The sequence below is a fragment of the Salinivibrio sp. MA607 genome (assembly GCF_001996245.1).
GTDB lineage: Bacteria > Pseudomonadota > Gammaproteobacteria > Enterobacterales > Vibrionaceae > Salinivibrio > Salinivibrio costicola.
Map to the genome: position 1 here is coordinate 36768 of NZ_MUFJ01000006.1, position 16095 is coordinate 52862.

The 16095-nt window shown below is 48.1% G+C and carries 14 protein-coding genes and 1 pseudogene; 11 read left to right on the forward strand and 4 right to left on the reverse strand.

What is annotated here, in order from left to right:
• The first annotated feature begins 6 nt into the window (after positions 1-6).
• The 3 genes from BZG81_RS04460 to BZG81_RS04470 are packed head-to-tail and all read left to right on the forward strand — an operon-like array spanning position 7 to position 2911.
• The gene (locus BZG81_RS04460; protein ID WP_241827349.1) at positions 7-1386 is read left to right on the forward strand and encodes an ATP-binding protein; all 1380 of its coding nucleotides are present in this window, start codon (positions 7-9) and stop codon (positions 1384-1386) included.
• Positions 1383-2027, forward strand: a complete 645-nt coding sequence (locus BZG81_RS04465; protein WP_077460130.1) for a response regulator transcription factor — start codon at positions 1383-1385, stop codon at positions 2025-2027. Before BZG81_RS04460 ends, BZG81_RS04465 begins: the two co-directional genes overlap by 4 nt.
• A complete protein-coding gene (locus BZG81_RS04470) occupies positions 2024-2911 on the forward strand; it encodes a DUF2861 family protein (protein ID WP_021023830.1) in 888 nt (295 codons plus the stop codon). The genes BZG81_RS04465 and BZG81_RS04470 overlap by 4 nt, the downstream gene beginning before the upstream one ends.
• A 95-nt stretch (positions 2912-3006) precedes the next feature.
• Here BZG81_RS04470 and BZG81_RS04475 read toward each other — a convergent pair whose 3' ends face one another.
• From BZG81_RS04475 to BZG81_RS15910, 4 genes and pseudogenes are all read right to left on the reverse strand, one after another.
• Positions 3007-3483, reverse strand: a complete 477-nt coding sequence (locus tag BZG81_RS04475; protein ID WP_021023831.1) for a Dps family protein — start codon at positions 3481-3483, stop codon at positions 3007-3009.
• Between the two features lie 157 nt (positions 3484-3640).
• Complete coding sequence (locus BZG81_RS04480; RefSeq protein WP_077676830.1) at positions 3641-5032, reverse strand: HD-GYP domain-containing protein; 1392 nt, start codon at positions 5030-5032, stop codon at positions 3641-3643.
• Positions 5033-5088: 56 nt separating this feature from the next.
• Positions 5089-5622 carry a methyl-accepting chemotaxis protein gene (locus BZG81_RS15905; protein WP_269087428.1) on the reverse strand — a complete coding sequence of 178 codons (534 nt, stop codon included), beginning with the start codon at positions 5620-5622 and terminating at the stop codon, positions 5089-5091.
• Positions 5617-6408, reverse strand: a pseudogene (locus BZG81_RS15910) (PAS domain-containing protein); the annotation flags it as partial. The gene BZG81_RS15905 and the pseudogene BZG81_RS15910, both read right to left, overlap by 6 nt.
• Before the next feature lie 397 nt (positions 6409-6805).
• On the opposite strand from BZG81_RS15910, the gene BZG81_RS04490 reads away from it, so the two are divergent.
• The 8 genes from BZG81_RS04490 (at position 6806) to choW (ending at position 16093) form a co-directional block, all read left to right on the forward strand.
• Positions 6806-7369 (forward strand): GbsR/MarR family transcriptional regulator, encoded by a 564-nt coding sequence (locus BZG81_RS04490; protein ID WP_021022513.1) that lies wholly within the window; start codon positions 6806-6808, stop codon positions 7367-7369.
• Between the two features lie 18 nt (positions 7370-7387).
• Complete coding sequence (locus tag BZG81_RS04495) at positions 7388-8737, forward strand: cytochrome ubiquinol oxidase subunit I (protein ID WP_021022512.1); 1350 nt, start codon at positions 7388-7390, stop codon at positions 8735-8737.
• Positions 8734-9732, forward strand: coding sequence for a cytochrome d ubiquinol oxidase subunit II (gene cydB / locus BZG81_RS04500; RefSeq protein ID WP_021022511.1), 999 nt, complete (start codon positions 8734-8736; stop codon positions 9730-9732). Before BZG81_RS04495 ends, cydB begins: the two co-directional genes overlap by 4 nt.
• 622 nt (positions 9733-10354) lie before the next feature.
• A complete protein-coding gene (gene betI, locus BZG81_RS04505) occupies positions 10355-10957 on the forward strand; it encodes a transcriptional regulator BetI (RefSeq protein WP_021022510.1) in 603 nt (200 codons plus the stop codon).
• A gap of 53 nt (positions 10958-11010) precedes the next feature.
• Positions 11011-12471: a betaine-aldehyde dehydrogenase gene (betB, locus tag BZG81_RS04510; protein ID WP_021022509.1), complete on the forward strand. Its 1461-nt coding sequence runs from the start codon at positions 11011-11013 to the stop codon at positions 12469-12471.
• Positions 12472-12491: 20 nt separating this feature from the next.
• The gene (gene betA, locus BZG81_RS04515; RefSeq protein WP_021022508.1) at positions 12492-14192 is read left to right on the forward strand and encodes a choline dehydrogenase; all 1701 of its coding nucleotides are present in this window, start codon (positions 12492-12494) and stop codon (positions 14190-14192) included.
• A 44-nt stretch (positions 14193-14236) separates the two neighbouring features.
• Positions 14237-15196 carry a choline ABC transporter substrate-binding protein gene (locus tag BZG81_RS04520; RefSeq protein ID WP_077575887.1) on the forward strand — a complete coding sequence of 320 codons (960 nt, stop codon included), beginning with the start codon at positions 14237-14239 and terminating at the stop codon, positions 15194-15196.
• Between the two features lie 54 nt (positions 15197-15250).
• The gene (gene choW, locus BZG81_RS04525) at positions 15251-16093 is read left to right on the forward strand and encodes a choline ABC transporter permease subunit (protein WP_021022506.1); all 843 of its coding nucleotides are present in this window, start codon (positions 15251-15253) and stop codon (positions 16091-16093) included.
• The last annotated feature ends 2 nt before the right edge of the window (positions 16094-16095 follow it).

A 16095-nucleotide genomic window follows, 5' to 3' on the forward strand; every position in this document is an offset into this window, starting at 1 on the left:
ATGTGGGTGGCATGGATAGCTATCTTGGTGAGTAGCCAAGTGATGGCGAGCGATCTACAAACGCAGCTTAAGGGGTTTTACGATGAAGCGTGGCAAGCAGGGACCCTGATGGTCGCTCAGCCGGCTTTAAACGCTTATCCTCAAGCGCTTTTAGTGAGCCAGGCACAATATCCAGATTTTGAACATTTTGATTGGCAAGATCTGAGCGCTCTTTACCAGGTCGTTCAAACCTGCCAACCTAATCCGCACATTGTGGTACCAAGGCTGTTCGTTGCTCAGCGCTTCGAGCTTGCGCTTTGTCGAGAACAGCCCTTACCGGTTGAATGGTTTGAAAAAAATCCTCTGCTTCATCCTGCTGGGGGGAGTTACGCCGAACGTTATTTAAGCCATTACGCAATAAAGACACCACCGCCTGAACTGGTAGAGCGTGTGACTCTCGCCAATAAAAATCACCCTTTGCATGACGCACTGGCCGCGCTTAGTCAGTCAGGGCGTGATGCCTTGCTTAACGGTTACCGTGCCTATTTGGATGGAGACCGTCTGTGGTTAAATGGGGAAGAAGGGTGGAAAGCGTTACCTCGTACACAATGGATGTCGATCGCCGATAATTATCGTTTGAGCCTATCGACCCACTCAACGGGCTGTGACTACCGATATGGTAATATTTGTAATCAGTTACATCCCGCTTATCGAGGCGTCATGATTGCTATTTTGGTGGCTATTTTTGGGGCGCTAGTGCTGGGGTTAGCGCGCAGTGTTTATGATAGGTACCAACAGCGGCGCGAGCGCCAGTTTATCCTCCAGTTACTCACCCATGAACTGCGAACACCCATTGCCAGTTTGGGTCTGACGGTTGAGATGTTGCGCAATCAATTCGATAAGCTGGATGACTGTACGCAAGATGTGTTGTGGCGTTTATTGGCCGACCATCAACGGCTCAACCAACTGACGGAAACCAGCAAGGGATATTTAAGTACCGATAAAAGCGAGCAGTTTAAAACGCAAACAGCCTCGTTATCCGAGTGGTTAGATAACGTGTGTGACTGCTATGACATTGACTACACGTTAAACCAAGATAAGACATTAACATTGCCTTTCTACTGGCTCTCTATTTGTTTGAAAAATCTGATACAAAATGCGCATCAACACGGAGGCAATAAAGTTTGGATCCGAGTACATGTCGGCAAGCGAATTCGAGTGTGTGTCTATGATGATGGCGCTTTTCCTTCATGGTGGCAACGCGTTTGGCGCCGCTGTAAAGCACCAAAGTCTGAGCATAATATGGGGATTGGATTATTTTTAGTCGCGCGGTTAATGCGGCAAATGGGGGGTAAACTTTTGATTAGACGTCATCCTACTTGCTGCATGTTGGAGTTACCCCAATGAGCCATTTGCTATTGATTGAAGATGACACCTTGTTGGGTGAGGGCCTACGTCAATTTTTTGAGAGCTACGGTTTCCAATGTACTTGGTTAGTTGATAGCCACAAGGTAGAGAAGCACTGGTATCACGCCGATCTCGTTATCTTAGACCGGCAACTGACCGACGGTGATAGCTTGATTCAGCTTCCTCACTGGCTTTCCTTAAAAGCGCTCCCTGTTATTGTACTGACCGCGAAAATTGAAGTAGAACAACGAGTTGAAGGGCTCATGGCAGGAGCAAAAGACTATGTGGTTAAACCTTTTTCACATCAAGAGTTGCTCGCGCGAATTTATGCCCAGCTTCGACCTTTGGGCGAGAGCCAGCTTTTGTATGGACCGATCAAGGTTGAGCCGGGATCGCGGAATGTTTATTGGCAGAATGAATCCGTGATGTTGAAACCGAAAGAATTTGACCTGTTATTATTGTTAATACAAAACCCAGGGCGAGTTTTTCATCGTGAAGAATTACTCAACAAGATTTGGGGTTATCAAGCGTTTCCCACCACTCGTACTGTGGATAATCATGTGTTGCGGTTACGACAAAAATTGCCCGATTTAGCAATAGAGACGCATCGAGGAGTGGGCTATCGATTGGTGATGCTATGACACGATGGGGACGCTTGCTGGTTCTCGGATTCGCGATGCTAAGCGTAAAAGTAAACGCTGAGCAAGCCTGGTTTGGTGATACGCCCATGCAACAGACCTACCAGGCATTAGCCGCCGACCGACCTACTGTTGCTTGGCAGGAGCTTATTTTTGCACTATCGCAAGAACAGATTGCTACCCAGCATTGGGCCGCGCTCAAACATGCGATCATCAATCAAACAGATTGTGGTCAACGCCTGACTGAGCCGAATGGAAAGGATATTCCACAAGGGCTTACCATTTCTTTTGTGCGACGCGCAGGAGCATCAAGCCTAGGTTATGAAATCAAACTATCGGCTGAGCATGTATCGCGTGCAACTTTGGTTACGCTCACTGATCCCAATGGTCAGACGGTGATCAGTGAAATATTAGGCGCTCAAACTGGATTTCAAGAAATTGAATCAGGACAACTTTTTACCCAAGTGGATCCAGGTGTTTACGAACTGCGTTTAGGTGGGCAGCACTACAGCTTGGTCGTTTACGGATTACCGCGGCGCCCTTGGGTGAAACTAATCGGCCATCCTGATCAACAATTAACGGTGGATTTGCCCAACACGCCAACCAGTTGCGCGCCGGCAGCCGCTTATTGGCTATGGCTAGATGATGCGTACCGATGGATCGAGCAAACGCCAATTTATGTGACAAGTAGCGCGGAAAACACACCGAGCCCGGTGAAGGTCTCGCTTCCCGTTAAACGTCCCGCTAAATCGGAACACTTGAGCGCGATCGTGACGCATTTTGAGTACCAAGGCGCTATCAAAGTGAATTACGTCGAACGGCTAGCTTTGCCTTTACCAGAAACACCTTACACCGCTGAATCAGTTAACGCCAGGCGAGTTAAATGACGCTAGGCGAGCGATCTATCAAACGTGTTTAAAGGCGAGAGACATAAAAAAATAGCCCGACAAAGCGGGCTATTTTTACGTTATCGAACAGGTGATTAGTTCAAGTATGCGTTGAACATCCACAGTAGTTTTTCTTGTTCGCGGATGTAATCGCTCATTAGTGCTGATGTGCCTTCGTCGTCAGCTTCACCAGCGAGGCTCATAATGTCACGTTGTAGGCTAATTAATACACTAAACCCATCAACAATGGCGCGTAGACCGGCTTGACCGTTCGCCTCTGGTGCATGCTCTTTGATTTCACTGATTTTCAAATATTCACTGAAGCGGTGTTCAGCGGTACCACCAATAGTAAGAATGCGCTCGGCTACTTCATCGATCTTAGTTTGCAGATCGGTATAGATCTCTTCGAATTTTACGTGTAGCTCAAAGAAGTCGCCGCCTTTGATGTTCCAGTGAAAACCACGCACATTGGTGTACAGCACTTGGTAGTTTGCTAATAGCGTATCTAGGCGAGCTGCTAAATCTGCAGCTTTGGTGCTGTCCAATCCGATCAATGCTGATTGTTTACTCATCTAATGCCTCCTTAGTGGCAAAATCAATGTGTTAAATCGTCGCGCTATCGCGAAAATTGAACACTGGAAACTGTGTTGTTTCGATTGATGAAAATAGAATAACGTCCCGAATTAAAAAAGGAAAATGGAGTTAACCTATATACCTGATAGGTTAAGCCTATGATGTGATCGATGTATCGTCATGAACAATAAAATGCTCAGGAAGACGCTCGAGACCTGCGATTAACGCTTGTAGGCAGCGCGCGTCGATTGCCGTGCCAGTTTCTTCTTTCATGATGGATAAGGCTTTGTTCATTGGGATAGGGCCACGATAGGGACGCTCAGCAGTGATAGCATCAAAAATATCTGCGGTGGTAATAATGCGAGTGAGCAGGGAAATGTCATCGCCCTGCATGCCGTCTGGATACCCTGAGCCATCGAGCTTTTCATGATGGGCGCTAGCGAACTTGGCGAGGTGATCGAATTGGTGGATTTTCGATAAGATGGTTTTACTCAGTGCAGCATGGCGTTTAACGTGCTCCCATTCCTCGTCATCCAGTTTTCCCGGCTTATCGAGCACATTATTGCTTACGCCGAGTTTGCCAATATCGTGCAGTAACGCGCCACGCTTTAGCCATTTTTTATCATGTTCACTGATGTTTAACTCGTCAGCAATTAAGCTAGCGTATACGGAGACACGTTCACTGTGACCCGAGGTGAAAGGGCTTTTGGCATCAACAATACGCCCAAAGGCAGCTGCAATGTCATCCATATAATCATCATCGACCCAAATGCATGTGTTGGCAGGCGTCATCGACAGGACTTCTTCTTTTAATGTGGGGCTATCCAGTTGCTGCCAAAATTGCGGTTCGTGAGCCAGCTGTAAAAAGGTATCGACGAGGTCGGGGTCAAACCAAGTGCCGCGACGGTTTTTCAGCTCGCGGAGTGCGGCGTCGACACCGGACTCGGTTCGGAATACATCAATGACTTGCGTCATCAATGCGATGCGCGAAAACAAGGGGATCTGATCGGCCTTTAACTGATCAGGACGCCCACCACCATCATAGTGTTCATCCAGCGCGTAGATGGCTTCAGCAACGCTTTCACTAAAACGTAAATCGCGTGCGACATCGGCACCACGGGTACATCGCGTTTCGATCAGCTCTTGCGCATACATGTCGCCATGACGAATGATATCGAGTGTGGTCGAGAGCTTCTGCATAAACCCACGCTTTACGCCGGTATTTTTTAGTACGAAATTCAGTACGCTGGATAAGCTACCGTCCACTACCTTGTAGCTTTGTTTAAATGCTAAATCATTGGTGAGGTACAGTTCGCAGATCCGTGCCGCATTGCTGCTGCAGCCCGCATCTTTTAGCAGCAATGTATAGAAAAGATCATGACGTTGTTGATCATCGAGCGCTAAGGCGTCAGCGAGTTTCATTCCTAACCACGTGCAGCGCATACAATGTTCGGGTGGCTGTCCTTCAGTCATATCGAGCGCCGTACTCAAGGCTAGGATTAGCTCTGACAACTTTAACGAAGTCACGTCATTTATATGGGGTTGCATCTTATTTTCTCATCCACTTTATTGGTCCATTACGCGTTGGTGGTGAAGGTCTACTTTTAATGTGTGAGACCGCGAACGGTTGCCGACACTTCTTCTGCACCTGCGTGAATATCACTCATCACGTTATCGGCTGCGGTGACTTTTTCTTGCCCCATGGTTGATTGTTCAGTGACTCTTTCCATTGCCTCACTCACCCCTTTGATCAGTTGTAGGTTTTCATCGACGACATCGGCAATTTCTGTGGTGGACTTGCTGGTGCGTTGTGATAAACCTCGAACTTCGTCGGCAACAACCGCGAATCCACGGCCTTGATCACCCGCGCGCGCTGCTTCTATCGCTGCATTGAGTGCGAGCAAGTTAGTTTGTTCGGCGATTTGTTTGATCGTGGTGACGATGTTTTCAATGCTCTGTGCATGCTCACTGAGCTGATTTACCTGATTAGCGGCTTCGACAGCTTGGTCGGTGACGTTTTGCGATAGCTGAACGGCTTCTTGTAGTAAGGCGCTACCGTTTTCACTATGCTTGAGTGTTTGTTCTGATGATGCTTGAGCAAGCTCTGCCGCCTGATTAACGGCTTGATTTTTCTTCACTGTATCAGTGATTGCAGTCGCGAACTTGATCACGCGATAGACTTTACCATTGACATCAAAAACGGGGTTATACGTTGCTTCGAGCCAAACTTCATTACCATGTTTATCACGACGCAAGTATTGGCCAGACGTGAATTGGCCGCTGGCTAGTGATGCCCAGAAGTTTGGGTTATCTTCATAAAACGCGTGATCACAAAATATCTCATGATGCTGGCCTGCAATTTCTCGTGCTTGGTAGCCCACCGCGGCCAGGAAATTATCATTTGCACGAACAATTGTGCCGTCAGGTTCAAATTCAATCACCGCCAATGAACGATCGATAGCAGCCAGAATAGATTGTTGTCGTAAGCTCTCTTTGTGCTGTTTAGTGACATCCGCTGCCAATTTTCGAACGCTGACTACTTTGCCGCTGGTATCTTTGATCGGTACATAAGTCGCTTCCATCCAAATTTCTTGTCCATGCTGATGGCGGCGACGAAATATGCCTTTCTGTGGTTTACCTTGCGTGAGTGATTGCCAAAATTGTTGGTAACTTGGGTCATTAACGGTTTCTTCGAAACAAACCGCGCGGTGATGCTGGCCGATAACCTCATCACGACCGTAACCAATAATACTTAGGAGTTTATCGTTTACACTAGTAATGGTGCCGTCAGGCGAGAAGGTAATAGTCGCAATATGTGTATTGATGGCATCGAGCTCAGCTTGGAGTGCGGCTTTTTCCGTTTGGCAGGTATCCAATTCTCGCTGTGTCTTTTTGAACATGACAGCAAACTTCCTTCTGTTCATTGGTTAGGTATGAGCGTATTCAACTTGTTGTGCAAAAAGTTTACGCACATGTGCTTATTATAGAGTGCAACGTTTGTTGCGTTTGATCTTTTCTCTCATGTCATCATGGAATCTAGCGTAGCCTGTGATTTTTGCTGTTTTGAGTCATGTTTAGAAACACAATAATTATGTGTATCTATGCGTCGCCGTGCTTCCTTTTCCCTGCGTTCTTACGTATTCTTTGTGATTAAGATCATGTTCACATATCAGCCTGTGTAACATTTTCATAAAGCATCCTTACAGTTTGTAACTAAAGTCCTTTTCTATTTTCAATAATTTCTGAAAATTCCAAATTTTCATTGATCCCACGCAAAGAAACTCCGTATTATCCCTCAGACGCATTGTGAGGGAGATCAAAATGGAGTTGTCACAAGAATTACGCAACGTCGTGATGCACTTTGGTGAGATGGGAAGCCGTTGGGGCTTTAATCGCTCAGTCGGTGAAATGCTAGCGCTGATTGTGCTAAGCGAACATCCTTTAAGCGCTGACGACATTGTGTCTGCACTCAACATTTCTCGCGGCAACGTCAGTATGGCAACCAAAGAGTTGCAAGGCTGGAATTTAATCCGTTCACAGCGTACCCCCGGAGATAGAAAGGATTACTTCGTGCCCAATGGCACTATCTGGGAGTTGGCGCAGCAGGTGCTTGCTGAAAGGAAAAAGCGAGAAGTCGACCCCACCTTATCGATGTTGCGTTCACATTTTATGCGAAGCGAAGACGACGCAGACAGTCACGCGGTGACGCAGTTACATGAGATCCACGATCTTTTGGAGCTGTTCAACCATTGGTTTGATGATGTGCAGCAAATGAAACCTGAACATCTGAAAAATTTGATGAAGCTGGGTAGCAGTGTCGGTCGGCTTCTTGAGCTGTCGGGCAAGTTGTTTCACAGCAAGTCCAACGAAGAATCGGGTAAGTAACGTCCTGAGGGTAATGTCATGTTAGATACATTAATGTTGTCGCGAATGCAGTTTGCGGCCAACATCAGCTTCCATATTCTTTTTCCCACCATCACGATTGCACTCGGATGGATGCTGGTGTTTTTCAAATTCAGACACAATCGCACGGGTGAGCAAATTTGGCTCGACACCTATTATTTCTGGGTCAAAGTGTTTGCGCTGACCTTTGCGCTTGGGGTGGTCTCTGGTATCACCATGAGTTTTCAGTTTGGCACCAATTGGCCGGGCTTCATGGAAAAAGTGGGCAACATTGCGGGTCCTTTATTGGGCTATGAGGTGATGACGGCGTTTTTCATGGAAGCGACCTTCCTCGGTGTGATGTTATTCGGTAAAAACCGGGTGCCTAACTGGGTGCATACGCTGGCAACTTTGCTGGTGGCGATTGGTACCACGATTTCTGCTTTTTGGATCCTGGTACTCAATAGCTGGATGCACACACCAACCGGCTTTGAGATCATTGAAGGGGTGGTCCACCCAACCAGCTGGTTCGAGGTTATTTTTAACCCATCAATGCCGTATCGCTTAAGCCATATGCTATTAGCGTCAGGGCTGACCGCGTCTTTCTTAATTGCCGGTATTTCCGCCTATCAGAAATTGAAATCACCCACGTCCGGTGTGTCAGACAAGCCACTGAAAGTGGGGATTACGGCGGCCGCTATTTTGATCCCACTGCAAATCTTTATCGGCGACATGCACGGGTTAAACACCCTAGAACATCAACCGCAGAAAATTGCGGCGATGGAAGGGGTCTGGGAGACCGAGCAAGGCGCGCCATTACTGCTTTTTGCGGTACCTAACGAACAAACACGTTCAAACGACTATGAAATCGGTATTCCGAATCTGGCCAGTTTGATTCTGACTCACAAACTCGATGGTGAAATCAAAGGCTTGGAAAGCTTTGAGTATCATCCACCGGTGAAACCACTCTTCTTTGGTTTTCGAATCATGGTAGGCGTAGGTGTGCTCATGTTGCTGGTGAGCTGGTACACCGCGTACCGTGTATGGCGAAACCAGCCAATGCCTAAGTGGCATCTGATGGGGCTTGTGGCGATGACCTTCTCAGGCTGGGTCGCTACCTTATCGGGATGGTATGTCACTGAGATTGGTCGTCAGCCTTGGCTTGTTCAAGGTGTATTGAAGACGGCGGATGCGGTGACGACAGTCGCCAGTTCTAATGTAGGGATTTCATTAACCATCTATCTCACCCTCTATGCCGTGTTGATGGTGGCCTACATTCGAACCCTGTTCTTCTTGGCGAAAAAACGTTTGCCAGAGTATCAATCTGACGACGCAAACACCGCGCAGTCAACTAAAGAGGTGAACGTATGACCATCACACCACATTTACCTGAAATCTATCTATTGCTCTTTGGATTTACGGTATTTATGTATGCCGTATTAGATGGCTACGATCTCGGGGTTGGCATGTTGCTCCCGAGCTGTAACCAAGCACAGCGCGATCGCATGATTGCATCGATTGGTCCTTTTTGGGATGCCAACGAAACGTGGTTAGTGTTGGCGGTTGGTATTTTGTTGATTGCATTCCCAACCGCACATAGCTTGATTTTGACTGAGCTATACTTGCCGACCTCAGTGATGTTAGCGGGATTAATCTTGCGCGGGGTCTCCTTCGACTTCCGTGCCAAGGTGCGGCCTGAACGCAAAGATCTCTGGGATCGTTGCTTTAAAGCCGGCTCTTTTATTGCAGCGATGACCCAAGGCTACATGATAGGCCGTTATGTGTTGGCATTTGATGAAAGCATCGGGGCGTACTTGTTTGCCTTATTAAGTGGCCTTTGTGTGACCGCAGCTTACATCTATATCGGCGGAACCTGGCTGGTGATGAAGACTGAAGGCGATTTACAAAAGCGAGCGGCTAAATGGTCGCGTCGTGGTGGTTGGTTAGCCGCGCTAGGTGTCTTAGCCATTAGCATTGTGAACCCACTGGTAAGTGAAACCGTTGCCGCGCGTTGGTTTGGCTTCCCTGAGATCTTGCTTCTCGCCCCCGTTCCATTAGTGTGTCTGGCGATTATGGTGCTGGTCGACCGATATTTACGCCATGTACCGGTTGAAAATGACGTGGGATACCAATTCCCATTCATTGGCGCGATATTCTTGTTCGCATTAAGCTTTTTTGGCTTGGCCTATAGTTTCTTTCCGGACATCGTCCCAGGAGTAATGACAGCACAAGAGGCAGCGAGTGCACCAGGTACCTTATTAATTGTGGGTTATGGTGCCATGTTTGTGTTGCCGATGATCTTCTTGTACACCGTGTTTGTCTATCGTGTGTTCTCCGGTAAAGCAACGGATCTTAACTACGAGTAATCTCTCTCACCGTTAGCCGTTTAACTGTTTTATGAGCGCCCAGTCCATCTTGTGATGGCCTGGGCGCTTTTTTATCCCTACATATTTGTCATTAACGCGGAAAAAGATAGTCACCCTAAACATTGGCTGCGTTAAATATTACATCTCGCTGGATTAGCCCTCCTGTCTATCAAGCAAAGACTTGATTTTTTCTGAGACCATTACGTTAGAGCTTGGTGCTCGATTCCATTTTTGTCTTATTTTATCTGATGATCGGCGATATGAGCGGACTTTCGTTGGTTTTTTACGCTTTTTAGCGTTTTTGATGATGATGTCGCTGGTAATGAGTGAGGCTAAATCATAGCGCTTCTCTTGTTTATGGCCCTTAATAATCGCTTATGATAGTTTTATTTGTGGTCATTTATTGAGCGATTTGGTGATAAATACTGCTATCAGTACAAACAATTAGGTGACAAAAGAGTGAGGTTAAAATTGACTTAAATCATTGTTTTTGCTTTATCTAGCTGTTTTTTCGTGGGATGGGGTGTAGCGAATTGGTTAAAAATAATGTTTGAGATCTAATGATTAGCGTGTAAGATTATCTTTAACTAATCGTTCAATTAAAAAAACGAATGGAGACGTAATGCCTAAGGTAGGGATGCCGGAAGTACGGAAACCGCAGCTGGTTAAGGCCACGATGACGGTCATCGGTCGAGTAGGGCTGCATGCAGCCACGATTTCTTTGATCAGTAAGGAAGCCGGCGTATCAACAGGCATTATTAACCACTATTTTGGTGGTAAGCATGGCTTGCTAGAAGAAACCATGCGCGTGGTTCTACGTGAGCTATCGGCAACGGTGATTAGCGCATTGCGCGAAACCCCACGCCACCACCATCAGGCGCGCATCAACGCGATCATTAACGCCAACTTTGAAGGGTTTCAGGCCAAATCTGATGTGGTTAAAACGTGGTTAGCGTTCTGGTCGTATGCCATGCATGACGATGAATTATACCGTTTACAACGCGTGAACGAAAAGCGCCTACTGTCGCATTTGCGCATTGAGCTACGTGCATTATTGCCGCTTGATCAGGCGGTGATGGTCGCTCAGGGGATTGCGGCGTTGATCGATGGTATTTGGTTGCGCGGTGCATTGAACCCTAAAGGTATTGATGCCAACAACGCTCGGACCATCATCAATGATTATTTGGATAAGCAATTGACCTTTTATGGTCGTCCTCAGAGCTAAGGCCGCAAACGCCTGACATATACACTCGAACACAAAAGAATTCAGGATTAATTATGGACGCGAAAACGCTATTTATTAATGGGCAACTGACCGCTGCAACCAGTGGTGAGCACTTTGCAACCGTCAACCCGGCCACGGGTGAAACGCTTGCACAAATTGATCAAGCTTCGGCAGACGATGTACAAGCGGCTGTCGATGCTGCCAAACAAGGCTTTGCAGTTTGGTCGCGTATGACAGCGATGGAGCGTAGCCGTATTCTACTAAAAGCCGTTGCCCTGTTACGTGAGCGTAATGATGAATTAGCGAAGCTCGAAGTACTCGACACCGGTAAGCCGATGCAAGAAGCGGTCGAGGTTGACGTGGTCACCGGTGCGGATGCGATTGAGTATTTCGCCAATCTTGTCCCGTCCATGCAGGGCGAGCAACAACCGCTTTCTGAAAACCAATTCTTCTATACCCGTCGTGAGCCACTTGGCGTGTGTGCAGGCATTGGTGCATGGAACTATCCGATCCAGATTGCGATGTGGAAGTCAGCACCAGCATTGGCAGCGGGAAACGCTATGGTGTTTAAACCGTCCGAAGAAACACCGCTAACCGCCTTAAAACTGGCAGAAATTTTTGCCGAAGCAGGGATGCCAGCCGGTGTGTTTAATGTGGTTCAAGGTGACTACCGTGTGGGCCAAATGCTGACTGCACACCCTGAGATTGCCAAAGTCTCGTTCACGGGTGAAGTCGGAACCGGTAAAACGGTCATGGGTGACGCGGCTAAAACACTCAAGTCGGTCACTATGGAGCTAGGCGGTAAATCACCTTGTATCGTGTTTGATGATGCAGACCTTGATAATGCGGTATCGGCAGCTATGGTCGCGAACTTCTATACCCAAGGCGAAGTGTGTACACACGGCACCCGTGTATTTGTTCACGACAGCATTTACGACGCCTTCGTTGAGCAACTGAAAGCGCGTACAGAAAAGCTCGTTATCGGTGACCCAACCGATATGAACACCCAGGTCGGTGCGCTGATCTCGACTGAACACCTTAATAAAGTGATGACGGCGATTGAAACGGCAAAAGCAAGCGGTGCAACCTTGCTGACCGGTGGCTACCGCGTCACTGAGAACGGGCTTGATAAGGGTAACTTTGTCGCGCCAACCATCTTTACAGACTGTGATGACAACATGGCGCACGTGCGTGAAGAGATCTTTGGCCCCGTGATGTCGGTATTGCGTTTTTCTGATGAGGAAGAAGTCGTTGCCCGTGCCAACAATACCCATTATGGCTTAGCGGCAGGTATCTTTACGCAGAATCTATCGCGTGCTCACCGCATTATTCATCAGCTTGAAGCCGGTATTTGCTGGGTCAACACCTGGGGTGACTCACCCGCAGAAATGCCAGTTGGTGGCTACAAACACTCAGGTGTCGGTCGTGAGAATGGTGTCGAAACCCTCACACATTATACCCAAACCAAGAGTGTCCTGATTGAGCTTGGCGACTTCGCCAGCCCTTACGCCTAATTTCTAACGGAGCGACCAATATGTCACAACGCTACGATTATATTATCGTCGGCGCGGGTTCGGCCGGCTGCGCATTGGCCGATCGGCTGACCGAATCTGGCCAACATCAAGTGCTACTGCTTGAAGCGGGCGGTACCGATAAGAGTATTTTTATCCAAATGCCGACGGCTTTGTCGATTCCTATGAACACCAAGCGCTATGCCTGGCAGTTCGAAACATTGCCAGAGCCAGGCCTTGATGGACGTGAACTTCATTGTCCCCGCGGTAAAGTGCTCGGTGGCAGCTCATCGATTAATGGCATGGTGTATGTCCGTGGTCACGCTTGTGACTATGAAGAGTGGGTTGAGCACGGTGCCAATGGCTGGGATTACGCTAGCTGCTTGCCGTACTTTAAGCGTGCTGAAAGTTGGTCAGGCGGGGCAGATACCTACCGTGGTGGTAACGGTCCTGTCGGCACTTGCAACGGTAACGACATGAAATTAAACCCATTGTATCAAGCTTTTATTGATGCAGGGGTGGAAGCTGGGTATCCAGAAACCAAAGATTACAACGGTTATCAGCAAGAAGGCTTTGGCCCAATGCACATGACCGTCGATAAAGGTGTGCGTGCCTCAACATCAAACGCCTATCTGCGCCGTGCCTTGAAGCGTAGCAACCTCACCTTGAAAAAAGGCGTGGTGACGCGCCGTATCTTGCTAGAAGGCAAGCGTGCTGTCGGTGTGGAATTTGAAAAAGGCGGCAACATCGAGCATGTGATGGCGGATAAAGAAGTGATCTCTAGTGCCGGCTCTGTTGGGTCGCCTCAGCTTTTACAGCTATCCGGTATTGGTGCGCGTGACGTGCTCGAAAGTGCAGGTGTTGATGTTCAGCACGAGCTGCCGGGCGTCGGTGAAAATTTGCAAGACCACCTCGAGGTGTATTTTCAATTCCATTGTAAGCAACCCATCACGCTGAACAGCAAACTGGGCCTTATTAGCAAAGGCATGATTGGTACCGAGTGGATCCTGACCCGTAAAGGCTTGGGTGCCACCAACCATTTTGAATCTTGCGCCTTTATTCGCTCACGCGAAGGACTGAAGTGGCCAAACGTGCAGTATCACTTTTTGCCTGCTGCTATGCGTTATGACGGTAAAGCGGCATTTGATGGCCATGGCTTCCAGGTGCATGTTGGCCCTAATAAACCAGAAAGTCGCGGCCATGTTCGGATTCAGTCTGCCGATCCGCATGCTAAGCCGGCAATTTTATTTAATTACATTACGACTGAGCAAGACCGCCAAGATTGGCGCGACACTATTCGTTTAACCCGCGAAATTATGGATCAAAACGCGATGAACGCATTCCGTGGTGATGAGATCCAGCCGGGTAAGGATGTTCAGTCGGATGAAGCGATCGATCGTTGGGTGAAAGAGAATGTGGAAAGTGCTTATCACCCATCGTGTACTTGCAAAATGGGCGCCGAAGACGACGCAATGGCGGTACTCGATGAGCAATGCCGTGTGCGTGGAATTCAAGGGTTGCGCGTGGTGGACTCCTCTGTCTTCCCGACGATTCCTAATGGCAACCTGAATGCCCCAACCATCATGGTAGCGGAGCGCGCCGCTGACATGATCCTTGAGAAGCCACTCTTACCTGCCGAGCAGGTGCCAGTATGGATTGCGGGTGAGTGGCAAGACAAGCAACGCAATCAAAACGCGCAGAGTGACGATGCCACCCAAGGGTGAGCACACACTAGAAACTAATTAGTAAGCATTACAAGGAAACTAATATGTCAATGAATAAACGTAAAACCACCAAAACGCTGATGACTGCCGTTGGCTTGAGCTCAATGATGGCGTTCGGCGCTGCAGCGAATCAGTGTGAAACCGTGCGTTTCTCGGATATCGGTTGGACAGACGTCACTTCAACGACGGCTATCACCACGGAAGTGCTTAAAGGTATGGGTTACACCACAGAGACAGATTTACTGTCACTGCCTGTGACCTTCTCATCACTGGCGTCGGGCGACATCGACGTATTCCTCGGTAACTGGATGCCAACACAGACAGGCGATATTAAGAAGTACATTGATAACGGCACTGTCGATAGCGTTCGCGCTAACCTAACGGGGGCAAAATACACCTTAGCTGTGCCTAAATATGTGTACGATGCCGGTGTGACTAGTGTTGCAGATATCGCGGAATATGCTGACAAATTTGATTCACGCATTTATGGCATTGAACCCGGTAACGATGGCAACACGCAAATTCAAAAAATGATCGACACCAACGACTTTGATCTGGGTGATTTCCGCCTAATCGAGTCCAGTGAAGCGGGCATGATTTCGCAAGTCTCACGTGCCGTTCGTCGTGACAAATGGGTTGCCTTCCTCGGCTGGGCCCCGCACCCAATGAACAGCAATTTTGATATGAAATATCTATCTGGTGCCGATGAGTACTTCGGCCCGAACTATGGTGGTGCCACGGTTCATACCAACGTACGTAGCGGCTATGTCGAGCAGTGCGCAAACGTGGGTCAAATGCTCGAGAATCTTGAGTTTAGTCTCAAGATGGAAAACGAAATGATGGGCAAAATCCTCAACGACGGTGAGAAGCCACAAATGGCTGCACGTGAATGGCTACGCAACAACCCAAGTGTGTTGAACAAGTGGCTAGACGGTGTCACCACAGTTGATGGTAAAGACGCTGTTGAAGCGGTCACTGAATACCTAAAAAAGACTGAAGCGTAACTATAAAAGTGTAGAAGGAGAGGGCGGTGTTAACGCCGCCCCTAAGGTTTTATTGTGAATATTATTACAGATAACAAGATCCCACTCGGTCAATGGATGGAAAGCGGTGTTGATTGGTTGACCATGAATGCCGCCGGTTTTTTTGATGCGATTTCAATTGGGTTAGATACTAGCATCACACTATTGGTCGATATTTTTAAATGGATGCCAGCAGCTGGTCCGATTCTTATGACCGCGGCCCTTGCTTGGTACCTGCAACGTCGAATTTCTATCGTGATCTTTGTTGTGAGTGCGCTCTTGTTGATCCTCAACCTGGGCTACTGGCAAGAGATGCTGGAAACCTTTGTTCTGGTTTTTGCCGCGACAACGATTTCCGTATTAATTGGCATACCGCTGGGGATAATGGCGGCGCACCGGCCTTTGGTATACACCTTTATGCGGCCATTGCTCGATTTAATGCAAACTGTACCACCGTTTGTGTATCTCATCCCAACGCTGGTGTTGTTTGGTTTAGGGATTGTTCCGGGCCTTATTTCGACCATTATCTTTGCTATCGCATCGCCAATCCGCCTGACGTATCTAGGGATCACGCGGGTGCCTGAAGAATTGGTCGAGGCGGGACGTGCATTTGGTGCCACTCGTATGAAATTGTTGTTTAAAGTGGAATTGCCGGCGGCATTGCCAAGCATTATGACAGGTGTGACTCAGTGTATTATGTTGTCGCTGTCGATGGTGGTTATTGCTGCGCTGGTGGGGGCTGATGGCCTGGGTAAACCGGTTGTCCGTGCACTGAATACAGTGAACATTTCTCAAGGGTTTGAAGCGGGTCTTGCGATTGTATTGGTCGCCATCATTCTTGACCGCTTGTGTAAAGCACCCAACCAAGGCAACGAATAAGA